The organism is Clostridium sp., from assembly GCF_036642255.1.
Classification (GTDB): Bacteria; Bacillota; Clostridia; order Clostridiales; family Clostridiaceae; genus Clostridium_J.
Map to the genome: position 1 here is coordinate 23,918 of NZ_JAVWDJ010000020.1, position 23,397 is coordinate 47,314.

The following is a 23,397-nucleotide window of genomic DNA, read 5'->3' on the forward strand; positions in this document are numbered from 1 at the left end:
TTGCTTTGAAGAAATCAATGTATTTTATCATTGGTGTAGTTATGGTTGCCATATTAATATTAGGATACAATTACAATAAATACGCAACTAAAGATTTTCAACAGACTCTATCTATGAACCCTAATAAAATAACAACAATAAAAATAGAAAATCCAACTGGAGAAAATGACGATTTTATTTCTACAACAGATAAAGATAAAATAGAAGAATTAGTTAACTACCTTAATAAATTTGAATTTAAACGCAAATCAACTGATGCTATTGATGCTAAAGATTTATACCCAAATATGGATGTAAATACGAGCACACTGATGCTTTATCAGAACGATAAAGTTAATATTATTACTCCAGTGGGTAAGGAAATCATGATCAATGAAAAAGCTTTTACAGTTGTTAACGGAGAAATTGACTTTACTTTTATAATGGATTTTTATAAAAGTATTAAGAAATAAGTAAAATGATAATCCCTCTTGAGCTGTTAGACCTAAGCAGCTTGCTGGGTCTTTAATACAAAAAGGCTATCTCAAATTAGTTGTTGAATTTGAGATAGCCTTTTTATTTAAATTTAAATTCACTGTAAAATTTAAGAAGATAGTATTTTACCCCCGTTAGTCACTTTTTAAGAAAATCATAAATTAATTTGTCTTAGTTGTTATATTATTCTTCATATAATTTTGCGTCCATGGACAATGTACTAGACACTTTAAGCAGCATTCACAGTGGTATACATCAACTATTAAATCTCTGTTCATACCTGGCTCCCAAGTAGTACCGTGAATTACATTGGTAGGGCATATATCTTTACAAACATTACAACCACCACATTTAGGCATTACCATCTGCCTATTTTCAATAGGTAATGGTGCATTTGTTAAAACGGTACCTATACATAATGCACACCCATATTCTTCAGTAATCAATAAATTGTTTTTACCAATCCATCCCACTCCTGATAATATAGCAATTTTCTTATGTGGGAGTACAGAAGTTTTTGTGGCTTCTTCAAAGTATCCATTTATTATATTTCCATCTGATTGAGCAAAGGCTTTAAAACCTCTTTCAACGATAAAATCTGCCGCCCATTCTGAAAGTTCCTGAGTAAGGTGCTCCTTATCCCCATACTTGGAACGGACTGTCATATCTCCTTTTGAAAAACCCAGGATAAACTCGGGACTTAGAATTATCCCTATTAAGATAGCCGTATGGTATCCTCTATTTTCTTTTTCCGATAGCATTGATATATCAACTGTTTTAACAAAATTAGCACCACGGATATTTAACTCAGAAATTAACTCACTTAGCATATATAACACCTCTAATCAGATTGTCCATTATAAATTTATTTATAAAACTTCTGCTTAAATGTTAACATTCCGTTTATGGTTGCAGCAACCTCATAATTGATTCATAAATGAAAATGTGCTACCCATAACATATTGGGAAAATATCCCTAGCATTTACATAGCCCATTACATACTAAGCAACTTTCAATTACTCTTTTAGCCTTTATGATATCTCTATCTACACTAACTAATTCGATAATGATATCCACTTGAAAATCAGATAAGATTTCATTGAATATGTACCTTGAATTAAAGTTTTATTAATGATTTTTAGGTATCATACCAAGTGCTCATAAAGGATAAAGCCATTTATTCAAGGATAGTCTTAATCCTAATTATAATATTCTATTTTTACTTCTTCTCTTAACTGTTTTAAGGCTTTATCAACATCGGCTCCCAAACTCTGTCTTGTTTTGCCAATGGTGATTAATCTTTTATAACTTTGGATAGCATATTTATCCCAATATTCCTCTTCGGTTACTCCTAATCTTAGGATTATATCATCTATGGTTGCCTTTACATCTTCTATATCGTCTGCCCTTTTTATTAATTCCCTATTCTTCTCCGCTTCTGCTTTTGCTTCTTTATCTGTAACTTTTATTTTTAAATCTTTAGCTTTTATCAATAACAGCTCGTCATTAATGAGCTTTTCTATCATTTCCTTTTCAGAAAAAATGCTGGATTTTCTCAAAGTGTCTACCTTCTGTTGTGTTATATTTGCTCCATTTACTTTTGCCAATACTTTTGAGTCATCTTTTAAAGTTAATTTATCTTCCTTTTTAGGGAATGCCACCAATGTTATAAGAAACACCAATAACATTAAAATTAAGGAAATTTTCTTTTTCAAAACTGAATCCCCCTTAAATAGACTTCACCGTTTTACTAATTTTCATCAATGAAAGTTCGGTCATTGATGAATTTTAAATTAAATTTAAGGACATTCAACAATGAATGCCCTGTTAAATTCCAAATAAAATAATATAAAGTGATGTTGTACTAAAGTTTAATATTTATTGTTTTTTAAACCTTCAACGATTAACTTAGTAAGTTTATGAGAATTCCCAGCACCAAAAACAATGATTATATCACCCTCTTTGGCTTTTGAAGAAATTGTATCCGCAACATTTTTGAAATCTTCGATATAGGAAGCCTTACCAGCATCAACTTTACTCACAAGGAAATTCATATCCACAGGTTCTAGATTTTTGTTAATTTCTCTACCAACATAAGTTTTTGTTACTATTGCTTCATCTGCTTTATTTAATGCAGCAATTAGTTCCTTTGGAAATAACTTTAATCTTGATATTTGATGAGGTTCAACTATTGCATATACTTTTTTGTTTGGATAAGTAGTCTTAAATGTGTCCAAAACTGCTGCTATGGCAGTAGGATGGTGTCCATAATCATCAAATACTTTTATTCCATTCACTTCATCAATCAGTTCAGTTCTTCTTCCAATGCCTTTATATTTTTCAAAAACACCTTTAAGAGTTTCTAGATCTATCCCCAATTCAATAGCAGCCCCAAGCACGCCTAAGGAATTTGAAACATTGTGTGCTCCCAGAAGACCTAGCTTAAAAGCCTCTTTAAAGTTTGGTCCATAAACCTGAAATTCTACCCCATCTTCAGTAAAGCTATTAATTTCACCCTTATACTCAGCACTGAACGGAAAATCAAATTTATCTTTTAAATAATATCCAATCACCTTAATGTTTTTCTCTTGCAGCCACTTTTTCATTTCTATTAGTACGTCTCTTATTCCTTCACTTTCTTCATTTACTATAAGAGTACCTTGGTGCTTCATGTTCCCAATAAACCTTTTAAACGCCAACTTAAATTCTGTAAAGTCATTGAAAAACTCAGGATGATCCATCTCAATGTTATTGATGATAATTAGGGATGGAGAGTAGTTTAAAAAATTACAATTAAATTCATCTGCCTCACAAACAAAATAATTGGACTCTGATATTCTAAAACCGCCTCCCCATGGCTTGTATACAGTTCCTGCTTCTACTATTGGATCTAGTCCACCAGCTTCTAATGCAAGTCCTGTTAAGATTGTAGTAGTTGATTTTCCGTGAGTACCTGCTATTGCAACGAGGAATTTATCGTTATGAAGATATTTACCCATAAATTCCTGCCAGGTCATTAATATATTCCTTTTTCTTCCTTCAACAATTTCAGGATGGTTAGGATTAATATCAAAAACAGCAGGTGTAACTGCTAAAATGTCCACACCCTCTAAATGTTCTTCGCTATGCCCTAACTTTATATCAATTCCACTTTCACGTAGTGCCTCACTATAATAACTTGCTTCATTACAATCACATCCAGACACTTCAAATCCTGTTTTCTTTGCTATTACTGCAATAGGCGCCATTCCACTTCCGCCTATTCCCATGAAATGTACATGTAACTTCCTATCCATAAAATTACTCCTTTTGAATTCTTTCATCAATTCTTCTAACAAAGCTATAGGTATAACTATCAAAATACTTTCCCCAAAATCTTAATGCAGTGGGATTAATTGTTTCGCAGTCCACCCCTAAACGATTTACCCCATGATTTTTTAATGTTTCAAGAACAAAGGAAAGTAAACTCTGAAGTATATTTTTACCACGATAGTTTTCTTTTAAATATGCTCCACAAATATGGAGATAGTCTGGTTCTTCAGTAATAAAGGTTTCTCCAGAATTATCAACCTCAAAATATCCTATTATTTCTGATTTATCCTTAGCAACAAAGAAACGTGATTGTCTCTTATGACAAAGCTCAATAAAACTCTCTTCAGAGAGCTCTTTATTTGGAAAATATATAGGGCTCCTTCCCATATGCCTCGCCAAACTGTTCTTTAATGATAACAAAGAACCTGCTTTGCTATAATGTATTTCCTCATAGGAATAGTTTGAGTTAAATTCAATATTCAGCGGCTTGTGAACATTTCTGATTGCATCGCTACACCTGATGCCAAATCCATTCAATGACAAGGCTGTGATGACTTCAGTATCATGACTATATGCACAAATTGCATAACTTAAAATCTCTTCCTTAATCATTTCCTCTGATGCATGTTGAAATAGAAGTGATACTATTTTACCCCTTTCTTCTCCATCATAAGCATTTGCAAACATTGGAGAAAATGAGCCTTTCACCTTCCCAAACTGCTCCTTGATGCCTCCCCAAAAGCTTAAGTATCCCACTACCTTTCCTCTCTCAACTGCCACTGTTCCGTAGTTACCCTTAAACATATCCTGTATGGACGCAGTGAGAATCTCTTTATAATCCTTTTCATATAAAGCTTTTATATGTTTTTGCTCCATATCATATTGTGCTTGAGCTAGCTTCACTGCATCTTCTATATACTTTTCATTTAGCTTTTCAAATTGCATTTTCTTACCCCACTTAATAATTTATAAATTCTTTTAAATCCCCACGAAATGTAAGAAATATTTTCTTTAATATCAACCAAACTTAAGCTCGTTAAAGCTTAGAAACTCACTTAAAATTATCATTTGACTTAAAAGAATTTTCGATGTGAACTATAATACTACTCCTGGCTCCTCAACACTTGCTAAGCCCATGTTGCACAATTCCTTCAGTACCAGTGCGAAAAGCTCATATAGTTCTTTAAGTCTATCAATATCCTTTATAACTCCAGTGACCTGGAAGTATAATTCGTCTATCCCTTCAGGAAAACGTGTATTGAAGAATCCCTCATCATCTTTTATTTCAAGACTGATTTGTGGCTGTTCTTGTATTAAATCCCTGATGCTTTTATTTGAAAATAACTGCATTACCTTTTCTTCACTATTGCTTTTTATAACGAAATCCTCATCAAACTCCTCGTACCCAATGTTTATGTCTTCCATGCCTAAAATCTTACCAAGCCCAGTGAAAATTCCAGATCTATATATTTTAAAATAGAAATTATTAAGATTAACAAAAGGTGCTCTCATCCTTGTATATGTTATTGATGATTTTCCTGTGGATACAGTATAGGTGTCTAATACAACTATCCAATTATCTATGTGGGCTTCTACTCTGTCCCCCGACCAAAACCCCTTATTTACATAATCAGCCTGAATTTCCCCAGCTAGCTGTTGCCAAATTTCTTTTTTACTTGGACCAAATAATCCCATAAAATTTCCCCCTCTTAACATTTAAATCATTTATAAATAAACATATGTTTAAAGCGAACTTGAGTGCACTATTAGCTTATTAAGCATATCGCATACTTTCTTAATATAAAATTATCCATATTAAAAAACTCTATTAAGCATCATATAAGAATAATCTGACTCAGAATATATTATAAATTTTGCTGTTTTATATATTCCTTTATAGCATATGCTTGAAATTCTTCCTGCATTTTTTCTGCGGAGTCCTTAATAGGAACCCAAATAAGTTCATGATCTTCTTCGATTTTTAAATAGTTAATGTCTAATAACTTCCCTATATAAAAATGTCCAACTAATTTAAAGTATTTATTATGTCTAATAGATTTAGTATAATTCGATAACTTTCCAACGTACTCAACTATCTCTAAATTGTATCCTAGCTCCTCTGAGCATTCTCTTTTTAAACATTCTTCAAAAGTCTCATCCTTCTCAACTCCACCACCTGGCAAGAAATAATTATTATCTCTTCTTACTAAAGCAATTTCATTATCTGAATTAACAATCAGTGCATATGCCCCTATTCTCTCTATATATTTAATACCATCAATTTTATTACCACACTCTATTTCTTGAATGAACATACTTTTTCTTCCTTTCTAATAATTGTGTTAAGCTCTTAAATGTATTTTATATTTACTATATATTACAATTATACCTTTGCAATTATATTCCATAATAGTTCAAAAAATCCTTTATATTAAAACCTAATATAAATTTTTAAGTTTAATTTGCTATATCCTTTAAATTAAAAACGACGTAAGTTTTGCTTACGTCACTTAATAAGAAGTTTATGGCATACTAACACCAAAAATTGTGTATTTTTCAACTCTGTAAATTGGAATTCATACATGTTTTATAAATATAATCTATGTAATTTTCCTTCTCTCATTACTGTTCCGTTGTTGCATTCATAGGGGATGTCTTTTTCATATTGGAATCCCAATTTCCTAATTACATTTTCTGATGCTATATTTTCTTTTGCATGACTACCGATGATTTCATTTATTTCTAATTTTTCTTTTGCAAATTTCAATATTTCTTTCATTGCCTCCATTGTGTAACCTTTTCCCCAGTATTTCTTTGCAAGGTTATAGCCTACTGTCCAGCATAGTACTTGGTGAGCATAGTAAATGAGACCAGTTCCTATTAATTCTCCTGTTTCCTTTTTTATTAAAGCAAATCTGTACCATTCATCTTTTTCAATCTGGTCAGTTTCAAATTTTAACCAATCTATCGTTTTATTAATATCATTATGGCTCGTCCATGTCATATACTTTGCAACGTCAGGATCACTTTCCCATCCGTCAAATACATCTTTTACATCCTCCATTTTAAATGGTCTGAGTATTAACCTCTCTGTTTCTAAAACTGGTGTTTTCATAGTAATTCTCCTTTATTGAGTTATTTATTTATAACTATTTAAGAAAAGAGTGAATTAACACACTATGAATTCCGATCATTTCTATGCAGGATAAATCTCTGTTGTGGATGATTAAACTCATAGCATAACTCGCCTTCGGTAAAGCCAATCTTTTTATACAATTCACGAGGGGCAATCCCCTTTTCATCCTCTTCTCGAAAAGTTGTAACAACTATGTCAATATTGTTAGGTAATTGAGTCAGCATTAGATCTATCATTTTAGTTGCAATTCCATATCTTCTATAGCTAGGATGAACAGCCATGCAAGAAAGCATACTGTGGTTAACCGAAAATAATAATATACCAACTACCACTTCATGATTCGTAGCACAAATTGCAGTGTTTCTATTTATATTTTTTATAACGGTGTCCTGATAGCTTGTAATCAATTCCTCAGTTTCAAGACCTGGAAAATTCCAACTTACTAATCTAATTAATTCCATCCAAGAGAATAAATCATCTAGTGTAGCCAGCCTTACTTCAATATCAATCCCCATAGTATCACCTCTCATATTAGTACTAGCTTTATTTCACAATATATTACAACTATGTCTAAACCCATAAGAAAAGCGTATCATATTTACCATTTTATTGCATTAATTTCCATATACTTAAGATAACTTTTATTATTTAAAACTGTATCATTCAGCTTTCAACGAACATTGTTCTTATGTTTAAATTCAAAGGTTATGTCTCACTATATTTGAATTGCAACGCAAAAATACCGTAAAATTCACTTCTGAATAATACGGTATTTAAACTATTGTTTATAAGAAAATTTTCAACCATGAGCTAAAATAACTTTTCTTTGGTAATAGGAACCCAAATTTCACAAGTATAATCATCAGAATTTGTATCTCCGGGTGGATAAACCTCAATTTCATAGTCAGCAGACCTCTTATACCCGCACGTTGAAAACCATTCTGTTGTTATTCTTGCCCACATAGCATCTATTGGATGCTCTTTACCACTTAGGCTACCTTTTACGGTAAATATTGCCCATGTATTTGCTGGGATAGTATAATTCTGCAAATTTGTTATAGTATTTGAATCTGCTTCTGCTCCAATTGCAAGTATAGTTTCACCGTTATCCAAAGTTTTTGTAAAGCCCATCTGCCACATAGGTTTACGATAAAGCTTATAACTACATGCTAGTTTCTCATCTGTACCTTCATTTAAAAATTCATTCCATGTATTCCATATCTCACCCGAAGCTTCTTTCCAATCATTAGCAGTTTCATTTGCTGATTGCCTTTTAAGCTGTCTAACCATTCCAACCAAATTAATTTCTTGTTTTTCTTCGATACGATACTCCATTTCTACATCTCCCTTTATTAAAATATGAAAGGTGATGCGTGGATAAGCTTTAAGCCTTACCCCTAAAGTGCGTGCTGCCTTTGGTGTGACCCCATGCATTTCTACAAAAGCACGAGTAAATGCATCAGGAGAACTATATCCATACTTCATTGCTATATCAATCACTTTTGTATTGCCACTTTGTAAATCTAATGCTGAAAGAGTTAATCGCCTTTGACGAATATATTCTGATAAAGATTTTCCTGTAATATAAGAAAAGACACGTCCAAACTGATGCATTGAGCAGCAAGCAATTTTTGCTACTTCATCATACATAATATCGTCATCTAAATGACTTTCAATGTAATCTATGGTTGCTGTTATTCTCTCTATCCATTCCATACTGCACCCTCCTTTCATACTTTAATTTTAGCAAAGGCAGTATTAAACTACCCTGCAATCTAGGTACAAATATGTAGTACCCTTATAAATACGCTATAAGTTACACACAATTTTTTTACTAAAGTTCATTAATATCACTCTTGTGATTGACGGACATTCAGGCCTACTTTTATATCATTCATGACTCCATTAAATCAAAGTTACTTCTGGAATCTTTTCATAGAAATTAAATATACAAATCCAACTATTGATAGTAATGCAAAAATTAAAGTAATAGAATTTGAAGAAGGTATACCAGCTATAAAAATAGATGTTGGTCCATCTGAACCACCGATTATACCTATTGAACTCGCTTTATTTAAATTAATGTTAAATCTATAAGATACATAGGTACGGACCAAAAAACTAAAACTTGCACTAATAAGAGTTATTATAGTAGTTGTTATAGTAAGTACAGTAATTACCTTTTTATTCTTAAATGCTTTCATTTTCTATTCACCTCATATATATACGCAATAAGTTACAATTGCTCATTTACCATGGCTTTGTTGTGAGTGAGACTTTTAATGAACCTTTATCTTAATTAATATATTTCATTTTAGAAACTCCAATTATTTATATTTACTTTTTGTTTTTCTTTAGTACTTGAAGAAAATAACTAATATAAAAATATATACAAGTAAACATAGCTATATAAAATGGAAGTGTGACATCTATTAGTACATAAACAGATGTTAATATTAAAATGGAGATACTTGCTAAAAATCCATATAAAAATAACATTCTTTTTTCTAGTTTGTTCTTTTTGTAATCTATAAGAACTTTTACTATAATTTTAAATAAAAAATAAAGTCCCATTATCATACCAATTAAAGAAAAGGCTATTAGAATCCTACCAAAACAGTAGCTTACATATATTATTAAACGTTCATCATTAGAAACCTGTTGACTAAATACTTTTCTTGATATAACTGCAAAGAAAGAAACTATGAAGCTTGCACCTGCACCAATTCCAAGCTTTTTATAATTCTTTAAATCACTACCTTGTGATTTTTTAAGATGAAAGAGAAGAATAAAGTAAAAATATATGCATGTCAGTATGCCAATTAAAGAAGGTATATCAATTAAGGTTGCAATAAATACTTCAAGTGAACCATTTAAAAAATCATAAAGCAGCCCTAAACTATATTCAGATACTAGTGCCATTACTATAAGCACAGAACTTGATAGAAAACCAAAGGCACTTATTAAAGCCCCTTCACCCCTTTTGTTTTGAAGATCTTTGAAAGCCTTAATAATGATTTTCAAGCAAAAGTATAATACTAATATAATGCTAACTATAAAAAATACTTCTAAAATATTATTAAGATAATAACTAATAGATTGAGTTTCGCCTATATACTTGTCGGTTCCATACCTTATAAAAGCTTTATAAGATGATATTACACCAAACAAAGCAACGAAAAAGCTAATACATGCCCCTATTCCCAACTCTTTATAAGTTTTACTGTCCAATATAATCCCCCTTTTATCTTGTAATGATATTTTTTCTTTTATCTCGTTTTTTAATTTTGTTAACTAAATAAATATTCTTTTCATTCTTTTAAGAACTTCAAAAAGTATAATGTCAAATCATCATCATTTTCACATTTTGAGTAGGGTTCTAATTGTTTTCCGTTATACCAAACCCCTGTGCCATCTGGAATATATCCTCGTTTTACATACATTCTTTGAGCAGAACCATATCCACTATGAATACCTACTGAAAGAGAAACATAGTCACTTTTGTCTCTTGCAAGATTCTCGGCAATATCCATAATCTTATTCCCGATACCTCTTTTTTGATGCTTAATAAGCACATTAAAGTCAACGATTTCAGGTATGTTCCTATATGCAAAAGGACCAACTTTAGTATATGGAAGTAATGTTACATAACCAGCAACATCACCACCTATTTCTGCAACAATAACTAATTTTTCATTATTTTCTTGCTGATTGTAATATTCATTAAATAATTCATATGATTTATGCCAACCTTGCTCTGTGAAACCATGAACAAATTTTTCTATGTCACTTTCCATCATGGAGCGTATAGTTAAAGTATCATTATTATAATAAATCATTTCTACCCCCCTTATTTTCAAAGATAATAATCTGTAAATATTAGCTTACTTTAAATTACAAAAATAAGCTAACTATAATCTACTCATTATGTGCCATTAGTCCTCTTTTACTTTCATACCTATTGCAAATTTATCAAAACCCATTTCCTCATAAAATGGTACTAAATGCTCCTCACAAAAGAATTGAATATGAAGATTGTTTTCTCTGCAATGCTGTATTAGCATTTTTATTATTTTTGTTGCAATACCTTTATGCCTATAATCGCAATGTACACCTAACCCACATAGATAAGCATTCATTACACCATCAGAAATAATTCTTCCAGTGGCTATCAAACTATTTTCAGAATATGCGTAAACAGAAAAATAAGAACCCTTCATAGCTTTTAACAACTGCTTTGAATCTAACTTCAAAAACCTATTCCAATCAAGATGTTCATAAAGATTAAATAAATCTTCTTTTTGTGGTAATTCTGTTGTAAATCTAACTTCCATTAATTAATCTCCTTTATTAAATGTATCTATCTATATTTCACACTTTTTTATTGAACCGTCTTATTTTATTATTTCTAGGTTTAAGTAACCATGGCTTTTTAAATAAGGTTTATCAATTAAAGACGCTCCTGAGCCTTAGCGAGACCTTGCTTGGCAAAAGAATGTGCTTTTGCTTCTTCTAAGGCTTACCCTCTACTATCCAGAGTGGACTTGAGTGCATTGTTAGCGCATGAGTGGTGTCACATACTTACTTAATATAAAGTATCCATATGAAAAAAACTCTGTTAATTCATCATATAAGAAACGCTGCAACCTATTCTCTAAGAATAAGTCCTCCATTTTTCCATAACTATGAATTTGAAATCCTCATCTTCAAGGTACTCTCCGCATTTATTAAAACCAAGTTTATGAAATAATCCTAATGCAGGTTTATTAGTTTCACCAGTCTCAATGTATATTCTATTAATTTCCATGTTATCGAATATATATTTTGTTACTACATTTATTGCGGTGTAGCCAACACCTTTTTTCCAATATCGCTTATCTGCTATACTTACTCCCATTTCACCTTGTTTTTTAACTTTGTCTATGCCAAAAAAATTAATAAATCCTATAAAATTACCATCACTGTTTGTAATAATAAAATACTTATATTTTCTATCTTCAATGTTCTCATTCATTATTTCAATATCAAATCTATTACAGTAATTTATACATTCAGCCACTAACTCTTTACTTGTGTTAGGCATTGGTCTTGGGTCATGCAAGTTTAATTCTTTGTCTATTGTACAAGAAAATAAGCTAATGACGTCTTCACTACATATCTCTCTAATCTTAATATTTTCATCTTGGTAATAAATCATTATAAATCCCCCATAAATCATAATAATAAATTTAAATTCCCCATAAATTACAAAAGTGAACTAACTATGCTCCTTCTCTTTTGTTCCATTAATCCTCTATAGATGAGCTCTTTTCATCTTGAAATTTTTTTATATAAGGTTCAAAGTACTTGCCTATTTTCACAACTTCCCCCATGACGATTTTTATTTTTTCTTCATCCAAAAACCAATTGTCTTTTCTAATTTCTTTTTTGTCTGAAACGTATACAACAAAAATTTCTATATCTTTAGGAAATACAGATTGATATGTTAGTAGTGCACGTCTTGAATGATATGCCTTACAAACCAAGATAGCCTTTTTTACTGGTATCTTATTTTCTTTTATTACTCTCCATGAAAACTCTGCATTTTCAAAAGTATGTGTTGCTTGATTTTCCTTTAATATTCTTTCTTCTGGTACACCTAATTTTACTCCTATAGATTTTAAGAATTCCCATTCTGAACTATACTCTGGTATTTTAGGATTAACTGACCCACTTGGTAATATATATGGTGCTAACCCCAGCTTATATAATTCTGCTGCCTTCTCCATCAATTGTGGATGGCTACCTCCTGGCACTAAAATTATATCTGCAGTCTGTATATCTGTTTTGACAAATACTAGATCACTTATACAATCAAATGGATAACCCATTGTTATAACCTCCATTAACCTTCGGTATTGCATCTAACACTACGTTTACAACACCAGTGTAGTAAATATCAACTTTTTGCTAAAACAATATAAACCAATTATACCATTTTTGTATTTTACTTACATATTAATTTCAAGCAAAGCCATCTCTGTATATACTTTTATTAAATAAAAAAGTTTGCTGAACACCTCAAACAAACTTAATTACTCTTCTTTTCTTCTAAACTTTTCTGCACAGCAGCTCAACTATAAAACCAATATTTTGAAATTTATCATAGCTTTGAGAGCAATGAACTTCATCTATAATTAAATCTTTATCTATTAATTGTTTATTATATTGAAAGTCATAATACCATTTTAAAAATCCATAGGATTTTTCGTTTGTTTTAAATTGATGGTATATCCATTATAAAAATAATATCTGGTATAGATATCATTATGATCTAATGCTATAATTCCATCATCTTTTTCTTCCATGAATAAAGTAATGCCAACTGCTTGAATCATTAAAAATATCTTCGATATGCCTAATTCTAATTATTTCAAAATCCTTAAGCAAATCCTTAACAGTATCTATGTCTGAATAAAAATGTGGAACATTTAATTCTGGTTCTTCAGTCTTAATAATAGTGTTTTCATCAATTTTTGGATAACCTTTTTCAGTAAATGACGGACTATTTTTTGAGCATAAAGTAATAAAAAATTCTCCCTGACTTTTTAATACTCTGTTGATTTCACTTATGATAATTTTAATTCCCTTGGTGTCTGTATGAGATATTACGTGATAAGCTAATAAACAATGAAACATATTTTCCTCAAAAGGTAGTTTATTAATATCTCCAATGGTGGTTTTAATATTTAGCCCCAATTCTGTAGCTTTTTTATTTAACCCATCTATTCCATACTGAGATAAATCAAGACCATGGGCATCAAAACCATTTTTAGCAAATAAAATAGAATGCCTTCCAAGTCCACACCCTAGGTCTAAGAAACACTTAAAGTTCTTCTTTTTCCACCTGTCCACATAATAATAAATATCTTCACTTGGTTCATTCCAAATATCATCTTTTACCACTGCCCAATTCCATTCTTTTGAATTAATCATTACAACCTCCACAAAATAAAATATCTAATATTAAGAAAATAATTTATCCCCTTTGCAATATCTGAAAAAAATCCTTTAAATCCTTCTTATCTTCAGGTGATAAACCATGCCACCTCATACCTTGCACCGCCCCCTCTAGGGCACAAAGCATATTTAAGCAAGCAGTATCATCAATATTTCTTATCCTTATAAAGGCCTCTTTACTTCCTAATTGTTTTAAAGTTTCAGGATCTAATATATCAACCTTCATAAGTTTCTTTTCTAAGGTTGAACCAATGTTAGGCATATCTGATAATTTTTCCATAAAAACCTCTCCTTTTTTCTTCTTGTGCATGTTTCAATAAACCTATGAATCTTATTAGTATATATAAGCTACATCCAATCTGTATAGTAATAATTAATTATTCTTTTGGGTTCATCCTATGCTCTTCTAACTTATTCTGTAATAAAGCAAGCACTGTATCAAATTCTATCTCTGCTGTGTTTAAAGATATTGATATAGGTGTATATTTTAAAATTAAGCTTATTTTCATAACTATTTGTTTCCCTGGAGAAATCCTTTTCATTAATTTATCTAAATCATAAACAGTTATCCCTATGAACTTTTCAGTAAAACTTTTTTGAACCTTTATAGCTTGAATTTCTTCCCATGAGATGAATCCAACGCTAGAAGCAGTTGACATATCTGTTATGCCATTTTCTCCTATCAATAGTAATGGTTTAGGATTTAGTGCCCTTTTAACGATAAATATAAAACAACCACCAAAAAAAATCGTAGCCACTGCCCCCATAATTATAAAAAATGCCTTAGTCTCGATTAATCCATTTACTAAAATATAGATACTAGCAAGTAGCATGACACTTCCTAATATTAAAAGTTTTATCATCTTGCTTTTATTTTCATTAATTATTACTTCCTTCATTTTCTCACCTTTCACAAAATGAATTATCTATACATAATTCATTTTACCTTCTCTTATAATCCTATATATTTCTTTAACGACTTCTCAATATTCCTTTTCATTATCAACATATCTCCCAAGAACACATCTACCAAAAGTCTACCACCCATCTGACTATCTTGTGTTATAACCTCTGCTCCAAATTTGTGATAGAACTGATTTGATTGTGAATAATAATTTACATGTTTTTTGTGTTATAATTTACTTACAACTTATGGATATGGAGGTTAATTATGAGATATGAAAAAATACGGTCAATTGCACAGGTAATTCTGGGAGTACTTGTGGTTTATTTGCTATCACAAAACGTAAAATACTCACAAAATCTTTTGGGGTTATTCAGAACTGAAACAACAAAACTGATGGAAGACTCTTATTCGATAGAATCCCTTGAAAAACTAGCATCCAGTACTGATGTTAGTAATGATTTCAAAAATACCGTACTAAGCGCCGAACAAAGCAGACTACGTAATACTATGAATTGGTTTTTTAACTTAAATGAATATACTATAGCTGATAAAAATATAAAAAACTTATCTATAGATTTTTCAAAGAAAGTCCTTAGTACAATGGATACAATGAAAACGTTAAAAGAAAAAGATATAAGTGAATTCAATGAATCGGATAGAAAGTTCTTGAGTGAACATAAGGCATTTCTTGAAACCTTATCAAAAAACACTTCAGCTATAAATGAAACAATTAGAGAAGATATTATAATTCCTATATACACTAGAAGTCATATAGAAGACTACATATTCAATATTGGTAATAGTCTTTCAGACTAATTCTTTGATACTATTAAGTGGCTCCACAAATTTGATTTATAAAAATCTACGGATGTTTCCACTCCACAATACTGTTTGTAGGCTTTAGTAAAGCCTGGGTTACATATGTTTATTGGCTCACCGCATCATATGTAACTCTCAATTTTATATAATTAAATAATGAGCAAGTTCATTTTGGTAAGCCCCTTTGGAAGGAGATTTCGCTCCCACCAAAGTTTCGCTTACTAAGGACGACTCCTACCTAAAAAAGCTGGTACACTTATCCTTGCAGAATGTGATTAAATATTTCCCTATATAATTCTTCTACTATGGATTCTTTCTCTTATTGTATGCACATTCATAAGCATATGCATAAGCTAACAACTTCTCCTCAGTAAAACTTGTAGAAGTAAAGGTTAACCCCACTGGCTCATTGTTTTTTGTATACCCAGCTGGAACTGTAACAGAAGGATACCCTACTCTAGCTGCAATGTCTACTCCGTTAGTGTTTGCAGAAACTAAAACATCTAAATTATGTTCCTTCATCACTACATCTATTTCCTTACCATATTTAACGCTGTTTTCAAGGGCTGAAGAATACTTTTCCTCAAAGTCCTTTTCAAATTCCACGGATTTTTCAAATCTTCTTTGATCATATGGAACTCTTTCTTTTAAGTTTTCCTTATTAAAATCAACAACCTCTTGTAAGGTTTTTACTGGAGCCAAATCCCCTAAGGTTTTAAAGTACTCCTCTAAAGCTTTGGGGAATTCATAAAACAACACATCTCCATTTATATCATATTTCTCTTCATTAATATTTACCTCTACAATGTTAGCTCCTAATTTTTCTAAATCCCTTATAGCTTCCTTAAATACCTCTAAGGTTTCCTCATCTTCATCCTCATTAAAATTGCAGCTTGGCACCCCTATAGAAATACCTTTTATGGAGTTTTCATCTAATAAGTCTAGATAATTTGGAATTTCTCTTTCTTCCAGTCCATAAGTAGTTTTATCTTTAACATCTTTTCCACTAATAATGTTTAAAGTTATAGCTGAATCTATCACATTCCTTGTGATGGGCCCTGCAATGTCTTGGGTCCAAGATAATGGAACAATTCCATATCTACTTACAAGTCCTACAGTTGGTTTCACTCCTACTACAGAATTTCTAGAAGCTGGACTTATGATGGACCCAGAGGTTTCAGTTCCAATGGCAACCTGGCACATTCCTGTCGCAGCAGCTACTCCAGAACCTGAACTCGATCCCCCTACATCAAAATTTCCATAAGGATTTATAACTTGTCCCCCAAGAGCACTAAAGCCATTAGGAGAATCCACTGATATAAAGTTGGCAAACTCTGAAAGCTTTGTCTTACCAAGGATAACCGCCCCGGCGTCCTTTAACTTCTTAACAATAAAGGCATCATAATTAGCATATAAATCTTTTAAAACTATAGCTCCTGCTGTAGTGTGTAACTTCTTGTTACAGTCCGTATTTATATTATCCTTAAGTAGCACTGGAATTCCATGAAGGAGACTTCTTCTGCCACTAACCCTTCTCTCCTCATCTAATTCATTAGAGAGTTTAATGGCCTCTTCATTGATTTCTGACACCGCATTAAACTTATCATTATATTTCTTTATTCTTTCTATATAATACTGCGTTAATTCACTTGACGTTAACTTACCTTCCTCTATCAATGCCTGAATTTGTAGTATATTTAAATTTTCCATTATATTCGCCCCCATTACATAACTTAACCGTAAACATTTTACCACTATATATATTATAAGTAATTTTATGGTATTAAGCTACAGAAAAGATACCTTTCAAATTTAAATCGTTTTTTTCTTTATCAAACTGAGTACTTTCTAAAAGTCTTCATTAAACAGAGGTATGTTTAGATAAGCCTAGGCTTTTTATTTACTTGCCTCTATAAATAAATTTATAAGTCTTACGTTACGCTTACTTTAACTATGAAAATAATAATGCTTTGTATCACCTTTAAGTATTTTCCTTATTTAACTTTTCTCCAAGTGAAACTAGCATAAAAAAAAGAGCACTTAATCTCCTAAAGACTAGTGCTCTTTTCCATAACTAATTATTTTTTATAAGCCTTTTAAAACATACTTAGTGAAGTCTTTTACTATATTATCATCAATTTGCTCTAAAACTTTGTTTTTTATAAACATGGATAGGATTAATAATCCAACAAAAACATTAACATATACATCCTTTAAGTCAAAGGTGAAAAAACCATTTATTAATATATAATCTAAGCTGCCATTCCAAAACACCTTATCAATAAGGGAACACATAGCACCTGAGAATATAAAGGCATACATAACATTAATAAATTTATTTGACCCAAATTTATGATTTAGATATCTATAAAACAAATATATCAATGTCCCCATAATTGCTACTATTATAATATGTAACCACTTGCTCACTCCTAATTGCAGCATGGAGTTAAACCATGAATAATCCCTATTAAACATAGGTTCAAAGTACACCACCGGAGGCAATATAGCAACTGTTTTATCAAGAAAGTTATTATTAATTACAACTTTAATCACTTGCTCTATTGTTACTAAAATCAGCACTGTTAGCCAGGTTATTTTGTTTTGAATCTTCATATTCATTCTGCACCACCCAATACAAATAATGTGTCTTTTAAAATCTCTTTGTGAATAGATATTCTAGTCCTATTTTATCATACAACTACTGTATAACTTCATTTATTCAGTGATAATTTTTATTGATTTTAAGCCAAATGAATAAATTGATCACAAAATGTGAGAAGTACCAATGCATTACTTCCTATAATATTTATCTAACATGATTTTATGGGTGGCTGGTATATTATTTGGTAGTTCTTCATAACTAAAAAACCTCAACTCTTTAGTTTCCAAGTCATCTATCTTTAAAGTTCCACTAAATTCCTTTGTAAAATATCCAATGGTAATAAAATAAGCCTTATCTCCATGAGGAAACTCAATATAACATTTTTCTCCTGAGGTAATGCCAAGAAAGTTTACTTCCTTAACCTCAAGTCCTGTTTCTTCCTTTGCTTCCCTTATGGCAGTGTTTTCTAGGGATTCTCCAAGCTCTGTGATTCCACCAACTAATCCCCACTTGTATGGAAAGGTTCCTCTCCTTTGAAGTAGAACTTCATCCTTTTCATTAATTATTAGTAGATTTACTCCAGTTAAATTTATTGCATCGTGTCCAACTCTATCACGTATGTATTTCACATAATCCATTTTTAGCATTTTCCTTTCTTTTGTTTCTTCATAGATTCATTTATTCTGCACAAATCTAAATGTATTTCTTATTTGCATATCACGAAAAAATTGCTTAATTCACAATGCACTTCCCTTGAAAATTACTCCATAGTTATATTTTACCATTAAATCACCAAATTTTCGAAAAAATATGAAAATACCCTTTAACACATTTCCATATAATGAATGAAGCTTGGACAAGTAAGCATACCCCTATAACTTGAAGTTTTACATCACAAAACTTTATTAATCTTATTGCTAAAATTTTATATGAGGAGTATAATAATTTTATAATGAATCCTGTTCATAAAACATTTTTTTGAAAAATGAAAGGAGAACCAATGCCAAAAATTTTAGAAAACGTAAAAGAAACCCTTCTTTCAGAAGGTATCGAAATGCTTCATGCTAATGGATATAACAATCTTAATATTAGAGATGTAGCAAAAAACTCTGGCATTGCTGTAGGTACTTTTTATAATTACTTTTCTAATAAAGATGATTTGGTTAGAGAAATCGTTCTTAATCATTGGATGAAAGTTCTAATTAATATAGATAACTTATCCTCTAGTGATGAAACAATAAGAACTAAACTTCTGACTTTATCTCAGCAGTTAGATAGCTTTTTCAATACTTATTCTGAAGTATTCACAGCTATGACGGCAAACAATGCAAACCAATGCCCTAGGGAAAAGATTTTTTCCCAGCTACATACTATTGTGGAAGGTATGCTAAACACTTCAATATCCAAGGGAGAAATAAACCCTTGCTTAAGTTCTTTTAAACTTGCAAAAATCCTCGTGCCTGTTATGTTTTTTATACCAAGGGAAAAGGATTTAACTTTTGAAGACTTTTATAATATATTAAATTTAAATTAATATATTATTTTTTTAGTTTTAAATGAACACCATTCAGAAAGGAGAAAAAAATGAAAAATGACAAAAAATTATTACTAGTTATGTTTTTGCTTGGTATCTTTATTGGAGCTCTTGACTCTGGTATAGTTTCTCCTGCAAGGACAGTTATGGCAAATTCTTTATCCATCTCTGCAAGTGATAGTATTTGGATAATTACCATTTACACTTTGGCTTATGCTGTATCTATGCCTTTAGCTGGTAAGCTGTCTGATAGATATGGTAAAAAGAAATTATTTACTTTTAGTATTATTATTTTCGGTATAGGTTCTTTATTATGTGGCCTATCTAACTACTATGGAGGTTTTTCCTTCTTGTTAATATCTAGGGTTATTCAAGCTCTAGGTGGTGGAGGAATTATTCCAATAGCTACTGCTTTCGTGGCTGAGAGCTTCCCCCCTGAAAAAAGAGGTGCTGCCCTTGGACTAGTTGGTGGAATCTACGGAATTGCCAATGTGTTAGGACCAACAGCTGGTTCTTTTCTGTTAGACATTGCAGGAACTTCTAATTGGGGAATTTTATTTTTAATAAACGTACCAATATGTATTATGGTGGTTATAGCATCTTTTAGAATCAAAGATGAAAGTGAGAAAAAGCCTTCAACAAAGATGGATATCACAGGAAGCTTTGTTGTAACTGCACTAATTCTTTGTCTTATGTATGCTTTAACTAACTTAAAATTCCATGACTTTGCAAATAGTATAAAAGCTACAAATGTATATCCTTATTTAATAGCTTTCCTTATACTTCTTCCTATTTTCTTATTTGTTGAGAAAAGAGCAGAAGATCCAGTAATAAATTTAAAATACTTTACTAGTCGTGAAATAGCTCTAACCCTTGCTATAGGCTTTATGACTGGAGCGGGGATGATGGGAATAATTTTCATTCCTCAATTTGGTGAGAATGTACTTAAGATAAAAACTGGTTCAGGAGGTTATCTTGTAACCTTAATGGCTGTGTTTGCTGGTTTTTGTGCACCTTTCGGCGGCAAGCTTATAGATAAGTTTTCAGCTAAATTTATCTTGGTTTTAGGGTTCTCTTGTATGTTTATTGGAACTTTAGTTATGGCTACCTTAGCTATTAGTTATCCTTCCATTTACACTTTAGGCCTTGGACTTGCTTTCATTGGCTTTGGAATGGGGTTCACTATGGGTACTCCCCTTAACTACTTAATTCAAGCTAATGTATCTGAGGATGAAACCGCTACAGCTCAAGCAACCTTATCCTTAATAAGATCAATTGGAGTTGCAATTTCTCCAAACCTTCTTATTAATTTCATTACAAATGCAGCGAAAAATCTTCAAGGTGACTTAATGGCGGTTATGCCAAAGATATCTATGGGCACAGGTGCTCCAACTTCTGCCTTTAGTGGTGATAGCATTTCTCCTGAAGCTTTAGCTAGCCTTCAAAGTGCTGATGTAACTACTGTTGTAGATGTACTTAAGGATTTTGCTTCTACTATGCTAGATAAAGTTGCACCAATGATAAAACAAGCTTTAACTGGTAAACTTCCTCCAGGAGTTTCCCCAGATGCAACTATTGCTGCAATGAAAACTGATTATCTCACTCAAATGGAGGGCTCTAGAGCCCTAATAGAAAGCACTTTCCAAAACACCTTGAATAGTGGTTTTAGTAAACTATTCATAGGAGCTGCAGTTATCGCTTTTATCGGCTTAGTTTTATCAATAATGCTTAAGAGTAAGACTAAGTCAGTTAAAATAGATCCTAACTTAAATAGTTAAACGACCTCTTCATTTTATTTCATATATAAAAAGGCGTTGGGAATTTTATTCCTAGCGCCTTTTTAGCAGTGTTTTTGAAGCTTATATAATTGACTTCTCTTCAGTTTATAAAATTGCTTTTGTGTAACAAAATTTTTTTGTTTACAAAGGCATTTTGTTAAGTGTAAATCTGCGTGCTAAGCTATTAGACCCAATTAGCCTACTAGGATTTAACAACATCTTTGAAGAATGATTGTCCCCTACTCATCAGTATTTAACCAAACTTAAAGTGGGAGTCTTGTAGTAAAAATCAAGTTTTGATTCAACAAAATCTTTTTGTTCCTAAGGGCGGCTTTGTTCTAAGAAAGATTACTTTGTTATTCAAATCTCCTTCCAAAAGTGCCTCATCAAAATGAACTTGGTCATCGCTTAATAATTTTCTACTTTACTTTATGCCCCGTATACCATTTATGGATTCTAATTACATTTTCCAAAATTTGTATTATAATATTCTTATATAGAAAGTTTGTTATGTAAAAATTTCATACTGGGGGTCGATAAAATGTTTGAAGATTTATATAAAACCTTACTGACAAAAATTAATCAGGGTAATAAGTGTGCAGTTTTAACCTATCTCGATTTAACTACTCCAATAACTGGCTTAATTTCTGATAAAATGCTTTTAACTAATAGAGATATAGATAACAAAGTTTTTCCTTTTAATGATAAGATCAATGAACATATTGGCGTTTCTTTGGATACCGGAAAGCTTCAAATAATTCATCTAGAAGAAAATAAAGCTCTTTTAATTGAGCCTTTCATCCCAAAACCTCGTTTAATTGTATTTGGAGGTGGACATATAGCCAAGCCCCTATCAGAATTTGCAGCAAGGGTAGGCTTTTCTGTTAATGTTATAGATGACAGACCTTTTTTCGCTAATTCCTCACGTTTTCCAGAAGCGGAAGAAATTATTTGTGAATCCTTTGAGAAGTCCTTTGATTTAATTAATCTAAGAAGCTCTGATTTTGTTGTTATTATCACAAGAGGTCATAGACATGATGGAGTAGTTTTGCGTGAAGTTTTAAACTATGACCTTAGTTATGTTGGAATGATTGGGTCAAAGAGAAGGGTAAAAGGTATGATGGAAGAATTATTAGAGGAAGGGTTTTCTAAGGATAAGCTTCAATTAGTTAATTCTCCTATTGGTTTAGATATAGGTGCCATCACTCCAGATGAAATTGCAATTTCCATAGTATCTCAGCTTATTAGCTTCAAAAATAAAGGTGTTACTAATAGGGCTAATGAACCCTTTATTCTTCCTGAACTTGATATTGAAGTAGCACAAAATCTCTGTGAGAAATCACAAATTCCAAGAGCTCTTATAACTATATTATCTTCTAAAGGTTCTGTTCCAAGAAAAGCAGGTGCTAAAATGGTGGCTTATTTAGATGGTAGAACCATTGGAAGTATAGGTGGAGGTTGTAGCGAATCAGGAGTAATAACTAAGGCAAGAGAAATCATGCTAACCAAGGGATTTTTCATTGAACATGTTGATATGACTGGGGAAGTAGCAGAATCTGAAGGCATGGTTTGTGGTGGAACTATGGAAGTTCTAGTGGAAGTTCTTTAATTGTAAACTCATGTGCAATACTATCATTCCAAAAGGTAGTTAATTGGCATTTATCTAGAATAAATGCTAATATAATATAGGTATCATAAAATCTATATATTATAATTACTAATTTAAATATGCTTCTCTTTAATTTAATGGTTATTAAGTTTGATCACCATTAAGCCATAAAGAAAAATATAAATTTATGTTTGGAGTGACGATATGAAAAAAATCAATGGAA

General features: G+C 31.4%; 26 protein-coding genes. 5 read left to right on the forward strand and 21 right to left on the reverse strand.

Features of this window, described 5'->3' with window-relative positions; all coding sequences use genetic code 11:
• The first annotated feature begins 5 nt into the window (after window positions 1-5).
• On the forward strand, window positions 6-452 hold the full coding sequence (locus tag RR409_RS12080) for a hypothetical protein (RefSeq protein ID WP_332558013.1): 447 nt from the start codon (window positions 6-8) through the stop codon (window positions 450-452).
• Window positions 453-635: 183 nt separating this feature from the next.
• Here RR409_RS12080 and RR409_RS12085 read toward each other — a convergent pair whose 3' ends face one another.
• The 18 genes from RR409_RS12085 to RR409_RS12170 all read right to left on the reverse strand — a co-directional run bounded on the left by RR409_RS12085 (window position 636) and on the right by RR409_RS12170 (window position 14,821).
• Window positions 636-1,304, reverse strand: a complete 669-nt coding sequence (locus RR409_RS12085) for an epoxyqueuosine reductase (RefSeq protein ID WP_332558014.1) — start codon at window positions 1,302-1,304, stop codon at window positions 636-638.
• Between the two features lie 370 nt (window positions 1,305-1,674).
• Window positions 1,675-2,190 carry a hypothetical protein gene (locus RR409_RS12090; protein ID WP_332558015.1) on the reverse strand — a complete coding sequence of 172 codons (516 nt, stop codon included), beginning with the start codon at window positions 2,188-2,190 and terminating at the stop codon, window positions 1,675-1,677.
• 156 nt (window positions 2,191-2,346) lie between these two features.
• A complete protein-coding gene (gene murC / locus RR409_RS12095; protein ID WP_332558016.1) occupies window positions 2,347-3,771 on the reverse strand; it encodes a UDP-N-acetylmuramate--L-alanine ligase in 1,425 nt (474 codons plus the stop codon).
• A 4-nt stretch (window positions 3,772-3,775) separates the two neighbouring features.
• Window positions 3,776-4,732: a GNAT family N-acetyltransferase gene (locus RR409_RS12100; RefSeq protein ID WP_332558017.1), complete on the reverse strand. Its 957-nt coding sequence runs from the start codon at window positions 4,730-4,732 to the stop codon at window positions 3,776-3,778.
• 150 nt (window positions 4,733-4,882) lie between these two features.
• Window positions 4,883-5,482: a DUF3137 domain-containing protein gene (locus RR409_RS12105; RefSeq protein ID WP_332558018.1), complete on the reverse strand. Its 600-nt coding sequence runs from the start codon at window positions 5,480-5,482 to the stop codon at window positions 4,883-4,885.
• Window positions 5,483-5,652: 170 nt separating this feature from the next.
• On the reverse strand, window positions 5,653-6,102 hold the full coding sequence (locus RR409_RS12110; RefSeq protein ID WP_332558019.1) for an NUDIX domain-containing protein: 450 nt from the start codon (window positions 6,100-6,102) through the stop codon (window positions 5,653-5,655).
• A gap of 272 nt (window positions 6,103-6,374) precedes the next feature.
• Window positions 6,375-6,902 carry a GNAT family N-acetyltransferase gene (locus RR409_RS12115; RefSeq protein ID WP_332558020.1) on the reverse strand — a complete coding sequence of 176 codons (528 nt, stop codon included), beginning with the start codon at window positions 6,900-6,902 and terminating at the stop codon, window positions 6,375-6,377.
• Between the two features lie 62 nt (window positions 6,903-6,964).
• Entirely contained in the window at window positions 6,965-7,438 is a 474-nt protein-coding gene (locus tag RR409_RS12120; RefSeq protein ID WP_332558021.1) for a GNAT family N-acetyltransferase, read from the reverse strand.
• A gap of 295 nt (window positions 7,439-7,733) precedes the next feature.
• Window positions 7,734-8,639: a helix-turn-helix domain-containing protein gene (locus RR409_RS12125; protein WP_332558022.1), complete on the reverse strand. Its 906-nt coding sequence runs from the start codon at window positions 8,637-8,639 to the stop codon at window positions 7,734-7,736.
• A gap of 200 nt (window positions 8,640-8,839) precedes the next feature.
• Window positions 8,840-9,127 (reverse strand): sodium ion-translocating decarboxylase subunit beta, encoded by a 288-nt coding sequence (locus RR409_RS12130; RefSeq protein WP_332558023.1) that lies wholly within the window; start codon window positions 9,125-9,127, stop codon window positions 8,840-8,842.
• A 133-nt stretch (window positions 9,128-9,260) separates the two neighbouring features.
• Window positions 9,261-10,154, reverse strand: coding sequence for a hypothetical protein (locus RR409_RS12135; RefSeq protein ID WP_332558024.1), 894 nt, complete (start codon window positions 10,152-10,154; stop codon window positions 9,261-9,263).
• 80 nt (window positions 10,155-10,234) lie between these two features.
• Window positions 10,235-10,762 (reverse strand): GNAT family N-acetyltransferase, encoded by a 528-nt coding sequence (locus RR409_RS12140; RefSeq protein ID WP_332558025.1) that lies wholly within the window; start codon window positions 10,760-10,762, stop codon window positions 10,235-10,237.
• Window positions 10,763-10,858: 96 nt separating this feature from the next.
• Window positions 10,859-11,257: a GNAT family N-acetyltransferase gene (locus RR409_RS12145; RefSeq protein WP_332558026.1), complete on the reverse strand. Its 399-nt coding sequence runs from the start codon at window positions 11,255-11,257 to the stop codon at window positions 10,859-10,861.
• A 320-nt stretch (window positions 11,258-11,577) separates the two neighbouring features.
• A complete protein-coding gene (locus RR409_RS12150; RefSeq protein ID WP_332558027.1) occupies window positions 11,578-12,120 on the reverse strand; it encodes a GNAT family protein in 543 nt (180 codons plus the stop codon).
• Between the two features lie 88 nt (window positions 12,121-12,208).
• Window positions 12,209-12,793 carry a YdcF family protein gene (locus RR409_RS12155; RefSeq protein WP_332558028.1) on the reverse strand — a complete coding sequence of 195 codons (585 nt, stop codon included), beginning with the start codon at window positions 12,791-12,793 and terminating at the stop codon, window positions 12,209-12,211.
• Between the two features lie 460 nt (window positions 12,794-13,253).
• Window positions 13,254-13,898: a class I SAM-dependent methyltransferase gene (locus tag RR409_RS12160; protein WP_332558029.1), complete on the reverse strand. Its 645-nt coding sequence runs from the start codon at window positions 13,896-13,898 to the stop codon at window positions 13,254-13,256.
• 43 nt (window positions 13,899-13,941) lie between these two features.
• On the reverse strand, window positions 13,942-14,202 hold the full coding sequence (locus RR409_RS12165) for a TfoX/Sxy family protein (RefSeq protein WP_332558030.1): 261 nt from the start codon (window positions 14,200-14,202) through the stop codon (window positions 13,942-13,944).
• Between the two features lie 97 nt (window positions 14,203-14,299).
• On the reverse strand, window positions 14,300-14,821 hold the full coding sequence (locus tag RR409_RS12170) for an STM3941 family protein (RefSeq protein ID WP_332558031.1): 522 nt from the start codon (window positions 14,819-14,821) through the stop codon (window positions 14,300-14,302).
• 272 nt (window positions 14,822-15,093) lie between these two features.
• On the opposite strand from RR409_RS12170, the gene RR409_RS12175 reads away from it, so the two are divergent.
• A complete protein-coding gene (locus RR409_RS12175; RefSeq protein WP_332558032.1) occupies window positions 15,094-15,645 on the forward strand; it encodes a hypothetical protein in 552 nt (183 codons plus the stop codon).
• 306 nt (window positions 15,646-15,951) lie between these two features.
• On the opposite strand, the gene RR409_RS12180 is transcribed toward RR409_RS12175, so the two are convergent.
• The 3 genes from RR409_RS12180 to RR409_RS12190 all read right to left on the reverse strand — a co-directional run bounded on the left by RR409_RS12180 (window position 15,952) and on the right by RR409_RS12190 (window position 18,891).
• The gene (locus RR409_RS12180; protein ID WP_332558033.1) at window positions 15,952-17,358 is read right to left on the reverse strand and encodes an amidase family protein; all 1,407 of its coding nucleotides are present in this window, start codon (window positions 17,356-17,358) and stop codon (window positions 15,952-15,954) included.
• A gap of 375 nt (window positions 17,359-17,733) precedes the next feature.
• Entirely contained in the window at window positions 17,734-18,270 is a 537-nt protein-coding gene (locus tag RR409_RS12185) for a signal peptidase II (protein WP_332558034.1), read from the reverse strand.
• 171 nt (window positions 18,271-18,441) lie between these two features.
• Window positions 18,442-18,891, reverse strand: coding sequence for an NUDIX domain-containing protein (locus RR409_RS12190; protein WP_332558035.1), 450 nt, complete (start codon window positions 18,889-18,891; stop codon window positions 18,442-18,444).
• 362 nt (window positions 18,892-19,253) lie between these two features.
• On the opposite strand from RR409_RS12190, the gene RR409_RS12195 reads away from it, so the two are divergent.
• The 3 genes from RR409_RS12195 to RR409_RS12205 all read left to right on the forward strand — a co-directional run bounded on the left by RR409_RS12195 (window position 19,254) and on the right by RR409_RS12205 (window position 23,174).
• Window positions 19,254-19,787, forward strand: coding sequence for a helix-turn-helix domain-containing protein (locus RR409_RS12195; RefSeq protein WP_332558036.1), 534 nt, complete (start codon window positions 19,254-19,256; stop codon window positions 19,785-19,787).
• 50 nt (window positions 19,788-19,837) lie between these two features.
• Window positions 19,838-21,565: an MFS transporter gene (locus RR409_RS12200; protein WP_332558037.1), complete on the forward strand. Its 1,728-nt coding sequence runs from the start codon at window positions 19,838-19,840 to the stop codon at window positions 21,563-21,565.
• Window positions 21,566-22,106: 541 nt separating this feature from the next.
• On the forward strand, window positions 22,107-23,174 hold the full coding sequence (locus RR409_RS12205; protein WP_332558038.1) for an XdhC/CoxI family protein: 1,068 nt from the start codon (window positions 22,107-22,109) through the stop codon (window positions 23,172-23,174).
• Window positions 23,175-23,397 lie beyond the last annotated feature (223 nt).